The following is a 19,452-nucleotide window of genomic DNA, read 5'->3' as shown; positions in this document are numbered from 1 at the left end:
CTTAGCTGGCTGAGTCATTAAGGACTGCCGTGAGGGCGGGATGGCGATAGGCCCACTCGCCCTTGAGCAGCGTGCCTTGCACCTGGAGATCGTCGTTCATCAGTGTCAGATTGGCATCTCTACCCAGCGCGATATGGCCGAGGCGGTGCTCAAGGCCAAGATAGTGCGCCGGTACCGAGGTCACCATCTGTACAGCTTCCCACAACGGCACCGCAGACTGCTGTACCAGAGTACGTAGCGCCAGATCCAGGCTACAGGTGCTGCCTGCCAGAGAACCGCTGGCGGTACGCGCCTCACCGTGGGTGACCCGGATCGTCTGTACGCCGAACTGATACTCGCCATCGCCTAAGCCACCGGCACGCATGCAATCGGTGATCAGCGCTATCTTACGGTAGCCCTTGATACGATAGGCGAGCTGCATCACGGCGGGATGGACGTGAATACCGTCGGCGATCAGCTCGGCCAGCATGTCGTGATACAGCACCGCACCGCAGCAGCCCGGCTCACGGTGGTGCAGACCCCGCATGCCATTAAACAGATGCACACCGCAATCTGCGCCGCGTTGGTAGGCTTCGGTAACCTGTTGGAACGAAGCATCGGTGTGGGCTACGGCGACCTTGATACCCTGGCGAACCAACCAGTCAATGCTGTCCATGGCACCGGTTATCTCCGGTGCTACAGCGACACGCAGCAGGCTGTCTCCTGCACAGTCGTGCAGCTTTGCCAACTGGTCGAGGGTGGGAGCCGTCAGGTATTCCGTGGGGTGTGAGCCACGGTGCAGTGCGGTAAAGTAGGGGCCTTCGAGAAAGCTGCCGAGCAATTCGGCACCTTGGTACTGCGGTTGCTCGGTAAATTGACGGATAGCCTCCAGCGCGGTGAAAATACTGTCCCAGGGCGCGGTTACCGTGGTGCCGACCCAGGCGACAACACCAGTCTGAGGCAGTGAGTTAGCGATAGTCTGCAGCGCCCGGGCCTCGCCATCCATGACATCCGCACCGGCTCTGCCGTGCATATGGATATCGATAAACCCCGGCATCAGCGAGCAGCCAGCAAGCCGCACCAGTTCGCAGTCGGCGGGTGGCTCCTGACCGATAGCGGCAATCTTGCCCGCAGCGATGGTCACAACACCATTTTCGACAATACCCTCGGGGGTAAAGACGCGGTCGGGTAACAGGGCGTAGCGCATCATCTAGAGTCCGTCTTCGCTAGGTATTTCCGGTGCAGACTGCATCGCCATTTCGAGCTGTGCACGCATATCCTGCATGCTGGAGGTACCTATCTCCAATAGCGTGGTAACCAGTGCCTGCAGCGTTGTCCCCTCCCGCTCGAAGGCGGCGTTGGCGATCATCGGCAGATTCGCGCCGCTGATCGCCTCGATGGCGGGTGTATCCTGCAGGATATTCAGCGCGCGGTTGGCGGGGGAACCACCGGGGATATCGGTAAGAAACAGTACGCCCTCACCGCTATCAACTGCGCTGGCAGCCTGACGCAGCGCGAGCTCAAGCGCATCGGTAGACATCGACTCGGTAAAGTCGACAAAGGCCATCTGTGTCTGTTGGCCGGTGATCGCCACTACCGCAGACTGCATGCCTGAGGCGAAATGAATATGTCCAGATACCACAATTCCAATCATAACTATTGCTCCTGTACCTGGGGGAGCGTGGCTCCCCCCTGTGTTAGGGATCAGAGGATCCCCAGCAGATGAAAGATCACGCCACCAGCCAGCGTGGAGAAGATTAACACCGGTGGTTTTGCCCAGAAGCCGGTACCTTTCACCATCTTGAACATGAAAAACACCAGCGCCAATGGCAGCAGATTTGGCATGATCTTGTCGAACAGCGCGCTTTGCAGTTCGACAACTTTGCCCCCCAGCTCCAACGATGCCGTGGTTTGTACCTTGATAAAGGTGGCAGACAGCGCACCGATAACAAAGATCCCCATGATATTGGCGGCCTTGGCCAGCTTCTCGGTCGCATCGCCCATATTGACCACGGCAGCGGTACCTGCGCGGTAGCCCATAAACATCAGGCCGAAATAGACAAAGAAATGGACCAGCTGGTACAGGATAAAGAACACGAACGGACCGGCGATCGAGCCCTCCATGGCGATGGAGGCGCCGAGCGCCAGCGTCAGTGGCATCAGCGTCATATGGTCGATAGCATCGCCGATACCACCGGTCGGCCCCATACCTGCCACCTTCATCACGTTAACGGTGGACGGCTTTTCCTTGTTCTCCTCCATTGCCACGGCGGTGCCGAGCAAAAAGGTGAACAGCTTAGGGCTGGCGTTAAAGAACTGAAGATGATTTTTCAGTGACTTGGCCAGATCGCGCGGGTTGTTACCGTGAATTTTCTTCAGCGCGGGGATGATGGAGTAGGCAAACCCGCCGCCCTGCATACGTTCGAAGTTAAAGTTGCCCTCCATAAACAGCCCACGGAAGGCGCACTTCCAGAGATCGCCCTTGGTAATTACCTTGCGGGGCGTACTGTCCTCATAGGCATCAATGTTGTCGATCAGGCTGGTGGAAGCCTGAGACGTGGTGACGCCGGTGTTCTTAGCCATATCAGATGCCATCTTCGAAGTCCTCGGGTTGGTTGTGGTTATTGCCGTTATTACCGTTACCGCTGAAGAAGAAGTACAGAGCTGCAGCGGAGGCACCGATGATGGCGACCGCCATGATCGGCAGTTTCAGATAGGTGGTGGTGACGAAGCCGATAAAGAACACGCCGGCTACCTCTTTCGACCACATGATCTTCAGCAACATGGCGAAACCGATGGCTGGCACCATCTTCGCGCCGATCCCCAGGCCGACCAGCAGGGCTTTCGGGGCATTCTCATCGATCCAGGAAGCGGCATGTTCACCGAAGTAGACCGTCACAAAGGCCACGACGGCGTACAGTAACGCGCGTAGCCCGAGCGTGCCGAGCAGGAGTCGGTCGATGCCATTGGGCTCTGCCCGTTCGGCATATTGATCGGCTTTCCCCATGGTGAAAGAGGTGACGGCGAAGAAGCCGATCACCAGCATCTGCATCAGCACCGCGATAGGCATACCGATACCCATGGCAACGGCTGCGGGCTGTCCGGTCATGATGGCAAAGGCCACTGCGGCGATAGTGCCGAGTGTAACATCCGGCGGCTGGGCGCCCGCGTTAGGTACCAGCCCAAGCCAGGCCAGCTCCAGCGTGGCGCCCGCAATCAGCCCGACTTTCATATCGCCCATGATCAGGCCGACCACCGGCCCGGTGATCAACGGCCGGTGAATATTAAGTGCGACATCATACTTATCTATACCGCAGAAAAAGGCCCAGATAGCGACGATCGAAGCTTCGAAAATCATAGCGACTCCTTATGCGCCCACCTGGGCGAGTTCGAGTACATTAACCGGTGTCTGCTCCGGTGTGTTCTGCACGGTGCAGCTCACGCCGAGCTTTACCATCCGTTCAAAGGCGTCGATGTCCTGTTGGTTGACAGAGACGGTCTTTGCGATTTGGCGTCGGCCTTCGTGGAAGTGCATATTGCCGACATTACAATGGGTAATAGGCACGCCCCCTTCGACCAGGCGGGCAACGTCGGTCGGTGTGTTGCACAGGATAAACACCCGCTGTTTTGGCGAAGCTTTGTGGATCACCTCGATGGTTTTCTGGATGGAGAAAAAGCGCACGGCATACTCGCCGCCCGCGGAGGCCTTCATCCCTGCCTGCATAAAGGCCGCATTCGGGCCCTCCGCTGCTTCATCATTGGCAACCAGAATCAGGTTGGCTTCAGTGTGTTTTCCCCAAGTGATGCGGATCTGACCGTGAAGTAAACGTTCATCAATGCGGGTCCAGACAATATTTGGTGCGCTCATGTTCTCTACCTATTATTTATTGAATTCATGGAGAGTGACACCCTGAACGACGCGGTTAACCTCACCGGTCGGACAAGGGTTATCGGGAGTTTTGCTCAGGGCTAGCGAGCGGTGGAAGGCGTACATCTGGGCGAATAAGGCGTAAGGGAATAACAGCTCTGCATCCGTTGCTGTAGCCATATCATCGACCAGCCAGAAATCACCTTCCGCGACGATCTCATCCTGCTGTGCCGTGATAGCGATAATCTTAGCTGCTACATTATCGCGGCGGAGTTCCTGCAGGAGGTCCAGATCAAATTTACGGGTGTAGGGATGGTTGGAAATATACACAATAATCAAAGTGCTACTATTCACTATGGATTTCGGCCCGTGGCGGAAACCCAGAGGTGAGTCGTAACTGGCGACAACCTGCCCAGCGGTGAGCTCGAGCAATTTTAATGCAGATTCCTGGGCCAGACCTTGCAAGCCACCACTGCCCAAGTAGATAACCCTATCAAATTTTTGAACCGCTATTTTACTAATTTTGGAATTAAATTCTGGGATTAGATCCTCAGAACTCCTACAAATTCTTTCAGCACGTTGTGTTGAGTTGTAATCTGCTGAAAGTATCAATAGCGCGGACAGCATCATGGAGGAGAAGCTGGAGGTCATGGCGAAGCTTTTATCGTGGGTCTCTTCCGGCATGAGCAAAGCGAAAGCGCGCGGATTGTCGATACTCTGCTGATACAGCTGTCCCGCCGCGTTGCAGGTGAGTACCAGGTGATAGCACTCGCTGAGGCATTGGTTGGCCAGTGCAACGGCGGCCAGGCTTTCCGGGCTGTTACCGGAGCGGCCAAACGAGACGAGCAGCGTCGGCACATTTTCGCTGAGATACTGGTAGGGGTTGGACACTAGGTCGGTGGTGGCGACACTATCGATGCGTTTACCGCTGATCTGGTTCAGCGTTGGGGCGAGTGCGTCGCCGATAAAGGCGGAGGTGCCTGCACCGGTCATGATAATGCGCAGATCGCGCTTGGCGAGCAGCGGGGCCATAAAGGCCTGCAGTGCTGTCTGGCATGCCACGATGCTGGCACTGGTTTTCCGCCAGGCGTTGGGCTGCTGGCAAATTTCTTTTGCCGTCATCAGTGCTTTCAGGCGAGTCAGTTCATCGGTTGCGTGACCGAGATAGTGGTGCATATCATGTTTCCCTTAAAAATTAATTGAGTTGGCAGGCGCTGGCGTAATGGCGAAGTACCTGGCGGATCTTGTGTAAAACCAGAGCATTGGGTGTGGGCTCTAGCTGACCATCACGCACGGCACTAAACTGTTCCGGCAGATACTGGCTCAGCAGTGGCAGTGGGATCTCTACGCGTGACAGGTTGCTGAACAGAGTTTCCTGCGCACGGTGGATTGCCGGGTTGGGCCAGTAATAGCGGATACGGTCGCTGAAGCTGTAGAGACGGGCGAAGCGCTGCTGCTGTGCATCGCCGTGATAATATTTCTGCCAATATTCGGGGGCATCGCACATCTGTTGTTCTATCTCTTGCACCAGGTTTGAACGCTGGTCTGCTGGCATGATTGCCTGCTCGATGGCACAGAGGCTAAACAGCGCTTCGCGCAGGGCAAAGGTGAGTGCCGGGCCGACTTTCAAAATAGCGAAGTGATCGGTGACTAAAGCCTGATAGGCAGAGGGGGTTTGGTAATCGGTGGAGTGAGCCTCAAACACCAGGTTAGGGTAAGCCTCGACCACTTTGCTGAGTGCTTGCGCCTGCTTGGGGTGATAGTCGATGACGTGGGTATGGTCGAACTCCACGCCGGGCTGAACCACCAGGCCAATCACGCGCGGCCAGCAGGTGGCGACGCCTGCCCGATCAAAGGCCTGGCGATGACATTCCAGCGTCTTGCGTGCGGCATCCGGGGCGGTCACCACCAGCCCTTCTAGTGCCTCGGCAGCCCCCCCGGGTACCGGTACCTCGGTGCCGACGATATAGACGATATCGCTGCTGCCCCAGTGGGTGATGGCGGTTTTTTCGGCGATTGCCGTCAGGCGAGCGGCGCGTTCAGCTACCACCTCATCGGTCAGCGGTACCGGGTCATCGGCACATGACATGCTGCAGTCCAGATGGATTTTTTTGAAGCCGGCAGTCACATAGGCCGCGATCAGATCGTCAGCATGTTGCATCGCCTCGCTGGCGGGGAGATTCTGCCAGCGATTAGGTCCGAGATGATCGCCACCCAGAATCAGTTGCTCTGCAGGGAAGTGCAGCGACGCCGCCATCTCGAGAACGAAATGACGGAAGTCTGCGGGGGTCATACCGGTGTAGCCGCCAAATTGATCGACCTGGTTAGAGGTTGCTTCGATCAACAGGATCGAATGATCATTGGATGCCTGAGCAAGCGCGGCTTCGATAACCAGTGGGTGTGCGGAACAGACGGCGTAGATACCGTTGTTTTCACCCGCTTTGTGGCGTTTGACGAGATTTAAAAGGGTACCCATGACTCAACTCCATAAACAACATCTGTCTTGTCTGTTGCTATGGAGTCAGTGGGTTATTTCTCTTTATCTACGTCTACGATGATCACTTCGACCTTCATATCCTTGAAACCCTGTAGGTAGTCTTCAGGAATGTTGGAATCGGTGACCAGAATATCGATATCGCCAAATTCGCGGATCATATGGCAGCTGCGAAGACCAAACTTACTGGAGTCAGCAACGGCGATAACCTGCCCGGAAATTTCACACATCAAGCGGTTAAGGCTGGCTTCCTGCTCGCTGTGTGTGGTGATACCAACGCGTAAATCGATGCCATCAACGCCCAAGAACACCTTATCGAAACGGTAGTTTTTTAAACTGTTCTCGGCCTGAGAGCCAGAAAAAGAGAGTGCATTCTTACGAAGCACACCACCCGACATCAACACTTCTACGCCGGGGACTGAGGCTAACTCCATCGCTACATCCAGACCGTTGGACATCACGACTACATTCTCCAGCGTACGAGATTTCAGACTGCTGGCGATTTCGAAGGTAGTCGTACCTGAATCTAGAATAACGGTGTCACCACTCTCTATCAGCTTGGCGGCCTCGTTGCCGATCAACGATTTTATCCCGGCGTTCTGACGCCGTTTTTCGTGGACGGTCAACTCGGCAATCATCCCAACATTTGGAATCGCAGCGCCGTGAGAACGCACGACGTAGCCATTTTTTTCCAGGAAGCTGAGGTCGCTTCGAATAGTGACACTAGAGACACCAAACCTGGCGGCAAGGTCTTCGACACGGGCTTTCCCTTCTTGGTTAACCACGTTGACGATTTCCATACGCCTTTCGACAGCGCTTTTCACTTGTCTAGTCTCCTTATGTGAAATCAATGATTTTCTTTCATTTGATTTCGATTTTAGGTTACATCAAAAAAAAAAGGCCTCAATATGAAACTTCAAAAGTTTTGATCTCTTTCATAAATTTTCAAATTAGGACTTTTATCTTACGCACACTTACGCATATGTTGTTTATCATATAGCTTGAAAGAGATTTTGCCAAATAATAACCACTTACCGGTGCTTTTTTGGGTGGTATGTTTCGGTTATGTGGTTTGTTAATTTGCGAATCGCTTCATTTTTAAACTTTCGTTTGCTTTTTTGTGATCTTTAACACAGCTGCGACGGTTTCGATGGCTTACGATTTAGGCTAAAAAATAGTGTTTCGAAAACAAAAGAAGTAAAAAGAGAAACAATTTTTTGATGTCGTATTGATTAATTGTTTCAAATTCAATCACTTTTTCTAGGAGTATAGCAATGTCGTTAACTCGTCGAAATCTGCTGAAAGGGATCGCAGCTTCCAGTGCCGCTGCGGCAACAGTCGCTGCCACCGGGGGTCTCTCAACCAGCTTGGCGGCAGATCAGGTTGCCGCTGCTGCAGGGCTGAATGGAAAAAAGCCTAACCTACTGATTATTTTCCCTGATGAGATGCGCGCGCAAGCGCAGGGATTCATGGGGCAAGACCCCTCAATGACGCCTCATCTCAATAAGTTCGCCAGCCAGGGGGTGGTATTGCGCCAGGCGGTGTCCAACTACCCACTCTGTACCCCGTTTCGCGGCATGTTGATGACCGGGCAGTATCCCTATCGCAACGGCCTGCAGGGCAATAGCCATACCGGAACCGCCGGTAATTTTGGTGGCCGGGACTTTGGTATTGAATTGAAAAAGAGCGCGGTGACCTGGTCTGATATCCTGAAGAAGCAGGGATACAGCATGGGCTATATCGGCAAGTGGCACCTCGATGTACCGGAAGAGCCATTTATCACCAGCTATAACAACCCGATGGAAGGGCGCCACTGGAATGACTGGACGGCACCCGACCGCCGCCACGGTTTCGATTTCTGGTACAGCTACGGTACCTACGACCTGCATATGACGCCGATGTACTGGACCAACGACACCCCGCGTGACAAACCACTGAAGATCAATCAGTGGAGCCCCGAGCACGAGGCGGATATCGCGATTAAATATCTGCGCAACGAAAACGGCAAATATCGTGATAACAGCAAGCCCTTTACGCTGGTGGTGTCGATGAACCCTCCGCATTCTCCTTATGACCAGGTGCCGCAGAAATACCTCGATCGCTATAAGGGCGAGACGTCAGAGTCGTTGAATACTCGGCCTAACGTGCATTGGGATAAGGAGTATCAGGAGGGATACGGGCCAAAATACTTCAAAGAGTATATGGCAATGGTAAATGGTGTCGACGAGCAGTTTGGCCGGATCGTCGATGAACTGGATCGGTTGAATCTGGCGGAAGACACGCTGGTGGTGTTTTTCTCCGACCATGGATGTTGCATGGGCTCCAATGGTCATCCGACCAAGAACGTGCACTATGAAGAGTCGATGCGGGTACCGATGATCTTCCGCTGGCCGGGTAAGCTAGCGCCACGCCATGACGATATTCTGTTCTCTGCCCCGGATATTTACCCCACGTTACTGGGCTTGATGGGGCTGGAAAGCCTGATCCCCGATACCGTTGAGGGCAGTAATTTCGCCAAGACAGTGGCGACAGGGAAGGGTGACACGCGGCCTACCTCGCAGTTTTACACCTTTATGCCTTATGGCGGCCAGTCCTACGGTAAGCGCGGAGTGAGAACTGAGCGCTATACGCTGTCTATCGATCGCAAGATCGGTAAGCCGCTGAACTATGTTCTGCATGACAATAAGCAGGACCCTTATCAGATGGTGAATATTGCCGAAGGCAATATGGCACTGGTAAACCAACTGATCGAAGAAGAGCTGATACCTTGGCTGGAGCATACCGGTGACCCTTGGCGGGCAACGGAAGTCCCCGCTAATTCGGCAAAAGCCTATACATAAATATATTGTCTAGGGTCTATCCCTCTGGGCCCTATTTTAATAATAATTAAATGACTCCAAGGATTATGATGAATACCTCAATAAAATATATTATTGCTTCCGCATGCCTTTTTTCTGCGACATCAGCAATGGCTAATGATCATAAAACCACGATAGAATATCGTCACGACTATCGTGATGGTGTTAAAAAACATGGTGATAGAGTAAAAGTATTTCTGGATACCGGGCAGAATATCGGCTTCGAACTCGATGCCCGCTATAATAACGAAGATGATGGCATGTATAATCACATGACCATGAACGGCTCGGAATTTACTGCTTTTTATTACGATAAAATTAACGCCAACACCAATTGGCTGGCAGGAACCTCATTAGACTTTACCAAAGAGGGCCTGGTTTATATCCCGTTCGTTCGTCTCAACTATCAATTCGATAATGGTATTCGGCTACAAGGGCGCTATAAGTGGAAAGTGTGGGACTACGATGTGAATGGCGTTGATGGTACGCCCTATCGCTCTAAGATCCAGCAGTTTGACACCTTTGTCGGTTATCGCTATCACGATTGGAATTTCCAATATCAGTTCGATATTTTCCGTGAAATGGAAAGTAATGGTTTGCCACTATATGATGATAAAAAATGGGATTACCAACATAACGTGGTAGTCACCTATTCTCTTAATAAAAACTGGCGACCATTTGTTGAGGTCGGCAATATCAAAGAGTCCCGCTATACCGACGAGCGCCAGACGCGCTATCGTGTAGGGATCAAATATACTTGGTAATATCCCCGTATACTTGAAGCCGCATCTTTGTTTGCTAAGCCCACTCACCTGAGTAAGCTCGTCGGGACTATGAATCTCATCCTTGAGGTTTATCCTGCGGGCCAGCGCTTACCGCCTCGATGCAACGCCAATTATTTAGGCTATAGGTATACTTATGGTGCAGGTCGGTGGTCAACAACACCGATCTGTACCCTCTTCTGGCAACCCATCACTACAGCTCCTCGCTACTGTCATATAACTGAACCGAACCGGGTTTATCGGAGACTAAACTCTCTGAAAGGTATTGAATATGACATCAAGACAGTTTTCACCCGAAGTTCGTGAACGCTCAGTTCGTCTGGTTCTGGGACATCAACAGGATCACCCATCCTTATGGGCTGCTATTGTGGCTATTGCCATGTGCGCCTGAGAGCCTTATGCGCTGGCTAATACAGCACGACAGGCTTTTGGCCAACGTTCTGTCGTATCTACCCAAGATCGTGACCAGATTAAAGCGCTAGAACTCGAAAGTTGAATTTGTGCCCGAGATTGTCCGTGCTTTCGTACATTTTTTGTGTTTTCACAATAATGATAGAAAGGCCTTTTATCTATATTTTTGAATTTAATTCAATTGATTAGGGTGATAAAAAAGCCCGCAATAATAAGTGCGGGCTTTTGATTGACGAATTATCAGAACTTATATTTAAACCCGACGGTTAACGTCGTATCGCTGTAGCCATCATCACCCAACTGCTGAGCCACGTTGGTCCATAGATTGACATTCTTATTCAGTTGGCCTTCAGTACCCAGTTTCAGCTCAGCCAGATTACGCCCACCTGATTGCTTAACTTCAACACCGTTTAGGACAGCACCGGCTTGCTGACTGTTATTCAGCCAGTTTGCTTCAGCATATACGGTAAAGAGTTTATCTTTACCCATATCACCATCACTCACGCCATCACGGGAGACTTTCACGCCCAGACGGGTCTGAATGTTATTGTCTCCGGATGACGTGACTCGGGTACCGTTAATTTCACGGTGATCGTCGGCCTTAATACCGCTCCAGGTGACCTGAGCCTGAGGTGTAACATAGACATCGCTATTCTTACCCTGATACACAGGCATACGGTAGCCAGTCTCAACCGAGGCACTTAGGCCATCAATGTTGTAGCTTTCACTAGACAGTTGATCGCCTTTTACCTCCCCGTTCAGCCAGCTGTATTGCATCCAGCTGTCCACATAGACACCATTTAGACTGGCTGCGTCCTGATACCAGGTAGCATAAACGCCGGTACTGTAGCCATCAACGGTACCTTTTGCGCTATACCCGGTGCGGTTAGAGCCCGTTTTACTGCTGGCATTGCCATAGGCCGCCATCAGGCCAATGCCTAAACGGTCATTGTCATTAAAGTGGCTACCCCATACTTCAGCGCCCCCTTGAACCACATAGGTATTGGTGACCGTGCGTGACTGACCGGTGGTATCACGAAACTTGGTTCTTGACCCCACCTGACGTAGCCACATGCTGGAGTTTTCAGCCCGGCCTTCACGGTCTTCCAGACGTAAATTAAACATCTTGCTAGCAGCGGCCATATTGGCCATGTAGCTGCCCGCTTCAGGGCGGATAATATTGTCCGTTGGCGTTGGGTTAACCGGATCAACTGGATCAACTGTGCTCGGCAATTGAGAGCGCAGGTACCAGTTACCATCTGCAGTTTCTACACCATCTTTATGTAGGAAGTACTCGTAAGCACCAGCCACCGCACGGTTATTGAGCTTAAACGTTCCGTCAGACAGACCGCCGACATTAACCACCTCAATACCGTTAACGGTTTGCTGACCTTTTCCTCGGATATTATTGACGATAACTCCAGTTTCACCGGAAGTATTGCCGGTCACAATCAGTTTATCGGTGGCAGAGCTGTCGTCATTTAATACGGCATTAATCACTAAGGTTCCGCCGCCAGTATAGTCACCGTTGACCGTTAAGGTATTACCGATATTTTTACCCGCCAACTGAATCACGCCGCCGTTAGTCAGTGAACCGACATTCAGGTTACTAGCCGTTGCACTCTCATAACCGGCTAAGGCATTCAGCGCAGCAATCGTGCCCTGGTTGTCAACTTCGCCGGTAATGTTACCCAGTCCGCTTAATACCGCACCTGACAGCACGTTGACTTTCGAACTACCTGACAACATACCATCATTACCGAGAGCAAATGCACCAACATCCGACGCAGAATCACCAATAATTAACCCACCAGACTCAACCGTAGTTTCACCGGTATAGGCCAGTTCGTGGTTGATGACCAGAATATCTGCACCTTGCTTAACCAGCGCACCGCTACCGGTAATGGTATTTTCCAAATCCCACTTAGCATCAGCGATTAAATAAGTAATACCTTGATTTTCAATCACTGAGCTTCCTAAATGTTTCTGCTCAGCTGCGCGTAATACGGCATCGGTTTCAACGCTGAATATGCCAGTGAAATCAGTGTTATCGCCGGTCACGGTCAGGTCTGTCACATTTTGAGTGGTAACTAAACCTTCACCAGACAGCGACTTGCTCAGGTTGGTGCTATTACCAGACAAGGGATTGATATTAATATCTAAACGGTCGCCAGCCGCGGCAAAGTGAATGGTACCCTGAGTACCTAAACCTTGGGCACCGTTTAAGGTGGCCAACGATGTACCGGACAGGTTAACGTCACCGATATAACCCGCGTTTGCGCCGTTAACCACCAGTTCGCTGCTAGCTATATTCAGTTCACCTGCGCCTGATAGCGTACCGTTGGCAATAGTGCCGCCTTCAACAATGCCAGCAGCCCGTTGTACATCACTAATGGTCAGCGCACTGCCTTCGGCAATCACTACGGATGCACCATTAACTGTATTTAACGCACCTACGGTCTGGCTGTAACTGCCTACACGATCGTTGGTTTTAAAGGTCGCACCATTTTCTACCGTTAAGTTGGCCGTTTTACCCAATACATTATCGTTAGCCATCACCAGCGTACCGTTACGCACGGTGGTGTCACCGGTGTAGTCATTTAACTTGTTAGACAGGGAGACGGTTTGTGTACCCGACTCAATAGCTAGGTCACCGGTGCCGGTGACTTTGGCACTTAAATCGGACGCCTTACCAGTAGCGCCTGCGTTCGATGTCAGGATTAATGCGTCATCCGCCGTACCTTGTAGGTCAAGCTGAGTCAGGCCATAACCAATATACAAACCATCTACGGTGTTACCATCGCCATTCATTAGTTTGTAATCGTAAGTCCCCTCAGCGACAAGGGTACCATTTTGATTAATATCGAAGGTTTGAGCATTACTGATAACGTTACCATTTTCATCGTTCAACAAAATGGCGCTACCGTTACCTAGAACATTACCTTCCGCTGTAACTAGTTTAACCAGCGTGGTTTCATCATCCTGCTCAAACAGGCTCTTACGGGTATCAAGTGCAGGCACATCGTTAATCACTTCTATCGGCATCGTGACCTGAACGATTCCGGTACCCCGAATGTCCAGCGTTCCTGTCGCAGAGGTGACAATACTGTTTTCAGACACTTTGTCGCCAGGCATAACAGAGCCAAAAAGCAACTTGCCGCCATTGATAGTCAGACCGCCAATATTCTGCACTCCGGTGCCGACAGTGGTGGTGTTGCCGGAATCAGACTGCAAGGTTGCCTGACTTAAAACAGAAGCATTAACGTTTGCTAAATTGAAGCTGCTTGTTGACAGACGCAAGGTACCTTTAAAGCCTGAACCAACATGAGTGCTCAGATTAAACGCAGAGGTATCAGCATCAAGTTCAGCCGATAAAATACCAGCGCCGGTCAGTAATGGGTTAAATACGAAGTCACCGGCCAGCGTTGGCTTAATTGCCATTTCACTGCCAGATTCAATATCGACTGCACCAGTACCCGTACCGCCATCAGTCAATATTAATGCTTCGTTAAGTATCACTGTTGACTGGTTCTTCAGCTTCAAATGTTCAAAGTTCTGCAATTTTACAGCCTGAGCAATAGTGTGAGTCGCCGCATCAAAAACCAGTGAGTCTTCCACTCCTAATCCACCATCCAGAAGATTATAAGTAGCGCCAGTGCCTTTAATGATAAAGGTATTCACGCCGCTGCCAGCGGTGACTTCATCCGTATGAGCGGTGCCGTTCAGCGTAACCTGATTATTACCCTGGCCCAGTGTCACTTTACCGGTTAGCGTACTGCCGGTATCAAATAGCATCGTATTATCATTGTCAGCAGCGCTGATGGTGCCGGTAATTAGCCCTTTGTTTGTGAAATTATTTTTTCCGCCGTTTAGCGCCACAACGCCCTGAATTTCAGCACCCGTATCATTGAGCACTACGGTATTGATTGTTCCGTCAAAGGACATGGCTCCAGCAGTGATCGAATTAGCAATAATTTTACCTGTATTGGTAAAACTATTTGCCTTCTCCGCCAGTACCACTGCAGCAGTCATTGATGATGAAATCAGATTTCCGCTCTGGATCACCTCTTTAGCGAAGTTATTTACCACTAACGCAGAACCGCCGTCAGCTTTGTTAATATTAACGCTAGCACCGGATTTTACCGTCGCACCATCACGCGTATTGGCTAAAATCCCCGTCCCACCGGTTCCATTCAGATTAACGACCAATCCTGATGACTGTGACATATCCAAATCGTTTTCTATTTGGTCACCGGTAGTAGTCTGGAACGCCAGACCAATACCACTACCATCAACATTTACGGTGCCACTATTCTCTTGCGCTAAGCTTGCTGAAGTTCTGACGCCAATCCCGTTGGCAACATTAATAACCGTCGTACCCATCAATTGAATACCTGAAATTTCAGCCCGGTTCTCAATGCCATATCCTGTCGCACCAGCTGCATTAACATCAATACGAGCACCGTCAACGATCAGGCCTACTGCACCAACATCAAGTAAAACACCGTGAGCTAACCCCTGTCCTTCGATGATACCAAAACCACTACCGGCTAAATCTAATGATGCTCCGTTACCTAACTTAATCGCAGCTTCACCATCAGTGGCTAACAATTTACCTCCGCTGCTGGTAATTACGGAATCAGTACCTTCAACGTACAGTACAACGCCGTTAACTTTGATTTCGTTACCTTGGTTATCAAACTTACCGTTATCAACCCACACCCCAATGTTATTGTTGCCTGCAGTAAAGTTAATATTACCCGTATTGACCATTAAGCCTTTGTTACGGGTAATAAATCCAATCGCATCCCTCAGCGGAGTAGTAATATCAGCTTTATTAGTCAGTTTAGATCCTGTATCGACGTTTGTAACTGAACCATCCAAAGCATACTCATTACCGTCTACTTCCCCGACAACTGCACCAAAACCGACTAAGTTGACGCTAACGCCTGAATTCATTAGCCCGGTTGCCCCGCCAGTAATGTAAACACCCTGTGCTCTAGCGCCTAAAACCTGAAAGTCACTGCCTGCATCTGCAACAACGCTGGTTCCTGCATCGGTTGCCCAAATTCCTCGACTACCGGTACCTGATGTTTTCATCTGTAATATGCCGGTTTGTTGGGCTGACTGCTCAATACGAAATAGCGTAGAGTTTGTACCGGAGGCATCCAATAAAGTACCTGTACCAACATTAGTGGTAATTGATGCATCATCACCAATAATACGAAAAGCAATTTGGTCAGTAATACCGGAATCATTGTCTGCAAATTTTGGAACGGCTGTTCCGCTTAAATTAACGGTACCGCCATTAGAGACCTCAACACCAATCGCACCTTGTCCCTGTAGGTCAATCACACCGTCGGTCATGTTAACCGTTACTGAATTACCGGATCCCAAGATTCCTTTAGTTCTATTGCTGTTAGAGCCCCCTCTTAGAATCAGATTTCCTGAGTTATTGATCTCAGTGGTTAAGTTACTGGAGTTTGCGATTAAGCCTATGCCACCATCCTGAACAGTGATACTTCCGCCATTCTCACCAATAGAACCATCCAGAACCTGAATACCGATAGTATTTGCTCCGGTAAATTCAATATTCCCCGTATTGATTAGCTTAGCCTTGTTACGTGCAATATAGCCCGTTACTTTATCCTGAGATGAAGATAAGCGTTGGGCCGCAGTAAGGAGCGTGCTAGGGTCGCTACTGTTTATTATATTACCGGCCAAATCGTGACCATTACCATCGGCAATACCAGCAATAGCGTTGGTCTGATTCAGATGAATAATTGCAGAATTTTCAATTAATCCCTCGGCTCCACCTTCAATTAATACACCCGTTGAACCGCTTCCTGTTAGCTCAATAGTCATTGACCCAGAGGTGAATTTACTGGTGTTCCCACCGTCTTTGCCGGTGACAAATAACGCATAAGCGTTTTCACCTGAAGCAGTGACCTTAGCGATATCTACGCCACCAACAAACTTTGCACCGCTTGCAATACGGAATAATGTTGACCCCATTGTTGATACATTCATGCCATGGGTACTGGTGTTCTTGATATTACTGTCCGTACCGTAAACGTAGAATCCGATCTGATTTGCAGCACCGAAGTTAACAGCTCCATCGCCTGACAAATTGACCTGACCGCCATCACGAGCATGAAGTCCGATCGCGTTTTCGCCCAATAGATTGATGGTGCCGGATAAATTAACGGTACTCCCAACACCTTCAATCCACCCTCCGTAGTTACGTAATCCCTCGGTTGTCCCGCCAACTCTAATAAGGCTACTACCAACGGAGTCAATAGAACCACCATTGACAGCTTTAATACCGATAGCATTAATGCCCGTGATATCGATTAGACCTTTGTTGAGAAGACCTTTAGACGCTTTTGCATATATACCTACATTCTGAGAGTCACCTGAGGTACCACCAATAATGATTTCACCGTTATTCTGTACATTGACTGTACCGGCATTCTCGGCATTAAGGCCAACAGCACCTTTTGCCATATCCCCAAATGAAATAGTGCCGTTGTTAATCACCGTACCGGCACCGCTTACCACATCAACCGCAATGGTATTATTAGCGGTAGTGAAGCCATTGCCCAACCTAATCTCTGCCGTTTCAGTATTGGTGAAAGAGCCACCGGAACTCACGAGTACTCCGGTTACTGCTGAAACAGTATCGTTCAATATCGCAGATGGACTGAGGTCAATCAGATTATTATTTTCTGCATAACCGCCATCGGCACTTCTCATGCCAATATTTCTATCTAGTGGATTGACTGAAGCGTTGTTATAAGGACGTACAGAAAGAGAGCCATTATTGATTGCCGTTGCACCACTACCGGTAGCATACATGCCCAAGCCCGTAGCGCGTTGTGCTGCTGTTGTAGTGAACCATACATAAATATTGCCGTTGTTCACTACACTTGAATTATTTCTAGCCGTCATTGATACATTACTCATATCAATAACACCATCATTGATACCTTTTCCGCCGCCAATTGCCAATATGGCACCGTTACTTGGCGCAACACCACTTAACTGGCCAGTATTTGACACTCTGACTGTCGCATTAGGACCATTTGCAGTCATAATAGTGGTCGTACCATTTGGTGCAATATAGGGTGCTGTATCTATCGTTCCGCCCGAGGTACGGTCTACATCATAAGTATGAACGGTTATATCAAAGGCTTTATTGAACTCATCAGCATATTGTGCAGCAGTCAAAGTCGTATTGGTCTGCTGCATTTGCATAATCAACCAGTTGTTATAGTCTCGAAGCTCGTCAACATTGTTGACATGATGAATAGAGCCATCAAATGCGGTGACTAAACCTGCATATTCCATACTTTTAATATCTTGGGAAGCGGTTAAATCAGCGGGTGTGACAACCGCGCCGCGGGACATATAAAAATTGTTCTGGGAGTTCCAATTAATCACGCTGGTGGCGCTTCCTGTCCCGTCGGCATAGGCTAATTGAGAGTCTTTAAAGTAAGAACCAATGTTCTTAGCGGCAACGTCAAGTTCAACCATGCCACCGGTACTATCCACATGGACTAATCGAGTTTGATAAAAAAAGTCGGAGGTTCGGTTTAAACCGAGAATGATTTCATTCGCAGACGAGCCTGCAGCCCGTTGAGAGAATGTATTAGAATCAAAAACAAAAACATCTTTGTAGGAGTTGGTGATACTGTCAAAAACCTTGACCGCTTTAGTTTGAGTACCAGTATTAATAAATACTTTACCAACTAAGGAATCACCCGATGCATACCCTTGAGCAATTGCATCTTCGATCATTAGTTGAACGTAACCAGATGAATTACCCTGAATAAACGTTGGTCCATCAATATTAACAACGGAACCTCCACCAACGGTATAGGTACCATTACCACTATTATTCGTGGTTGGTATCCAGTCTGGGGCTAAGCTTACAGCCGATGCCGTACCGTATATACTTAGTAGGATAGCCAGAGTTACTGTAGTTAATGAACGTGTTTTGACTGATATTCTTTCTGGGGCATCAGAGGTCAGTTTACTGGATTTTTTTTTGCCACAAGTAAGTTCAGAAGCTACCACCCATAATCCTAAAGCGTTATTCCAGATAACTCTATATATTTTATTCACAAATATTATGCCTTATACTTTAATCCAATAAAGTGGTGGCAATCTATTAAAAATATAGAGAAGTAATCATTATCCATAAATAAAACATTCCTATATCGAGAGCAAGAAAATGCCCTACCAATCACTTTAATGAGTAGTTAATAATGTTCAATGCTTGGCGCTCGATTTCTAAAAACGCAAGATTGCTCTTAATTTATTTATTTGGTATTACCGAATAAATAACAAATAAAATTATTTTAAAAATAAAAGGAATAATGTCCTCTCGCCTATATTTTGTTGTGTTTATGATACATAAATCAACAGTTATCGACAATATAGATCGAAATATTAAAAATAATTGAAATTAAATTTCATGTAAATATGAATTGTCGATATATATATCTATATGAGATAGTTGTATAGAACGAATAGATAATAAACATAAAAATAAGTGGCATTTAAAATATCATCAGTCAGTTTTAGTGTAATTGATTAAAAAATATTGATTAATCACACTAAAGTACTGTGTAGGTATATTATTTAGTTTTATATACTTTAAAATTGAAGGTTTGTCACTTATAAATGGGGCGGTCAACGAACATCCTTGGCTAACCGCCATCGATGGAACGGAATTAATTGGGCCTAAAAGAGATATTAAACCGGTTAGGACTCTACCCACGTATGTTCTATCTTGACTTTCAATTCCACGCTAAATGGGGCCAAATATCGTTGGTGTAAAACACGATCTTTATCGAACTAAGAGGGTGTGTTACAAAAATACCGGATAACGTTCGAGGATATTCATTGAGAAACGCAGCCCCTACGACAAGTCCGGAGAATATAGCTTGAAGCAGGGCTCGCAAGATTTTTATTGAGTCAGGTTAGGGCTGTCGAATGTGAGTTTTTTGGTACCTGCTTCCAGGTAAAGTAATTTGAAAGCGTGCGGTGATAGGA

11 protein-coding genes are annotated in these 19,452 nt (G+C 49.0%); 2 read left to right on the top strand and 9 right to left on the bottom strand.

The features are described from left to right. Window position 1 precedes the first annotated feature (1 nt). The 8 genes from nagA to agaR are packed head-to-tail and all read right to left on the bottom strand — an operon-like array spanning window position 2 to window position 7,165. Window positions 2-1,186, bottom strand: a complete 1,185-nt coding sequence (gene nagA, locus YWE_RS0104055) for an N-acetylglucosamine-6-phosphate deacetylase (RefSeq protein ID WP_029093363.1) — start codon at window positions 1,184-1,186, stop codon at window positions 2-4. Between the two features lie 3 nt (window positions 1,187-1,189). Beyond that, a complete protein-coding gene (gene agaF / locus YWE_RS0104050) occupies window positions 1,190-1,633 on the bottom strand; it encodes a PTS galactosamine/N-acetylgalactosamine transporter subunit IIA (RefSeq protein ID WP_029093362.1) in 444 nt (147 codons plus the stop codon). A 50-nt stretch (window positions 1,634-1,683) separates the two neighbouring features. Beyond that, window positions 1,684-2,562, bottom strand: coding sequence for a PTS system mannose/fructose/sorbose family transporter subunit IID (locus YWE_RS0104045; protein ID WP_248595841.1), 879 nt, complete (start codon window positions 2,560-2,562; stop codon window positions 1,684-1,686). A 1-nt stretch (window position 2,563) separates the two neighbouring features. Further along, complete coding sequence (gene agaW / locus YWE_RS0104040; RefSeq protein WP_029093360.1) at window positions 2,564-3,337, bottom strand: PTS N-acetylgalactosamine transporter subunit IIC; 774 nt, start codon at window positions 3,335-3,337, stop codon at window positions 2,564-2,566. Between the two features lie 9 nt (window positions 3,338-3,346). After that, the gene (gene agaV / locus YWE_RS0104035) at window positions 3,347-3,847 is read right to left on the bottom strand and encodes a PTS N-acetylgalactosamine transporter subunit IIB (protein WP_029093359.1); all 501 of its coding nucleotides are present in this window, start codon (window positions 3,845-3,847) and stop codon (window positions 3,347-3,349) included. A gap of 12 nt (window positions 3,848-3,859) precedes the next feature. Then, on the bottom strand, window positions 3,860-5,023 hold the full coding sequence (locus YWE_RS0104030; RefSeq protein ID WP_029093358.1) for an SIS domain-containing protein: 1,164 nt from the start codon (window positions 5,021-5,023) through the stop codon (window positions 3,860-3,862). Between the two features lie 19 nt (window positions 5,024-5,042). Next, entirely contained in the window at window positions 5,043-6,323 is a 1,281-nt protein-coding gene (kbaZ, locus tag YWE_RS0104025; RefSeq protein WP_029093357.1) for a tagatose-bisphosphate aldolase subunit KbaZ, read from the bottom strand. Window positions 6,324-6,376: 53 nt separating this feature from the next. Then, window positions 6,377-7,165, bottom strand: coding sequence for a transcriptional repressor AgaR (agaR, locus tag YWE_RS0104020; protein ID WP_029093356.1), 789 nt, complete (start codon window positions 7,163-7,165; stop codon window positions 6,377-6,379). Between the two features lie 450 nt (window positions 7,166-7,615). On the opposite strand from agaR, the gene YWE_RS0104015 reads away from it, so the two are divergent. Beyond that, window positions 7,616-9,181: a sulfatase family protein gene (locus YWE_RS0104015; protein ID WP_029093355.1), complete on the top strand. Its 1,566-nt coding sequence runs from the start codon at window positions 7,616-7,618 to the stop codon at window positions 9,179-9,181. A gap of 68 nt (window positions 9,182-9,249) precedes the next feature. Further along, window positions 9,250-9,963 carry an oligogalacturonate-specific porin KdgM family protein gene (locus tag YWE_RS0104010; RefSeq protein WP_029093354.1) on the top strand — a complete coding sequence of 238 codons (714 nt, stop codon included), beginning with the start codon at window positions 9,250-9,252 and terminating at the stop codon, window positions 9,961-9,963. 669 nt (window positions 9,964-10,632) lie between these two features. Here the strand turns inward: YWE_RS0104010 and YWE_RS0104005 are convergent. After that, window positions 10,633-18,519, bottom strand: coding sequence for an autotransporter outer membrane beta-barrel domain-containing protein (locus tag YWE_RS0104005; RefSeq protein WP_029093353.1), 7,887 nt, complete (start codon window positions 18,517-18,519; stop codon window positions 10,633-10,635). Between the last annotated feature and the right edge of the window lie 933 nt (window positions 18,520-19,452).

Origin of the sequence: Budvicia aquatica DSM 5075 = ATCC 35567, from assembly GCF_000427805.1 — a bacterium.
In the GTDB taxonomy this organism is placed as follows: Bacteria; Pseudomonadota; Gammaproteobacteria; order Enterobacterales; family Enterobacteriaceae; genus Budvicia; species Budvicia aquatica.
This window is presented reverse-complemented; position numbering and strand designations above follow the sequence as displayed.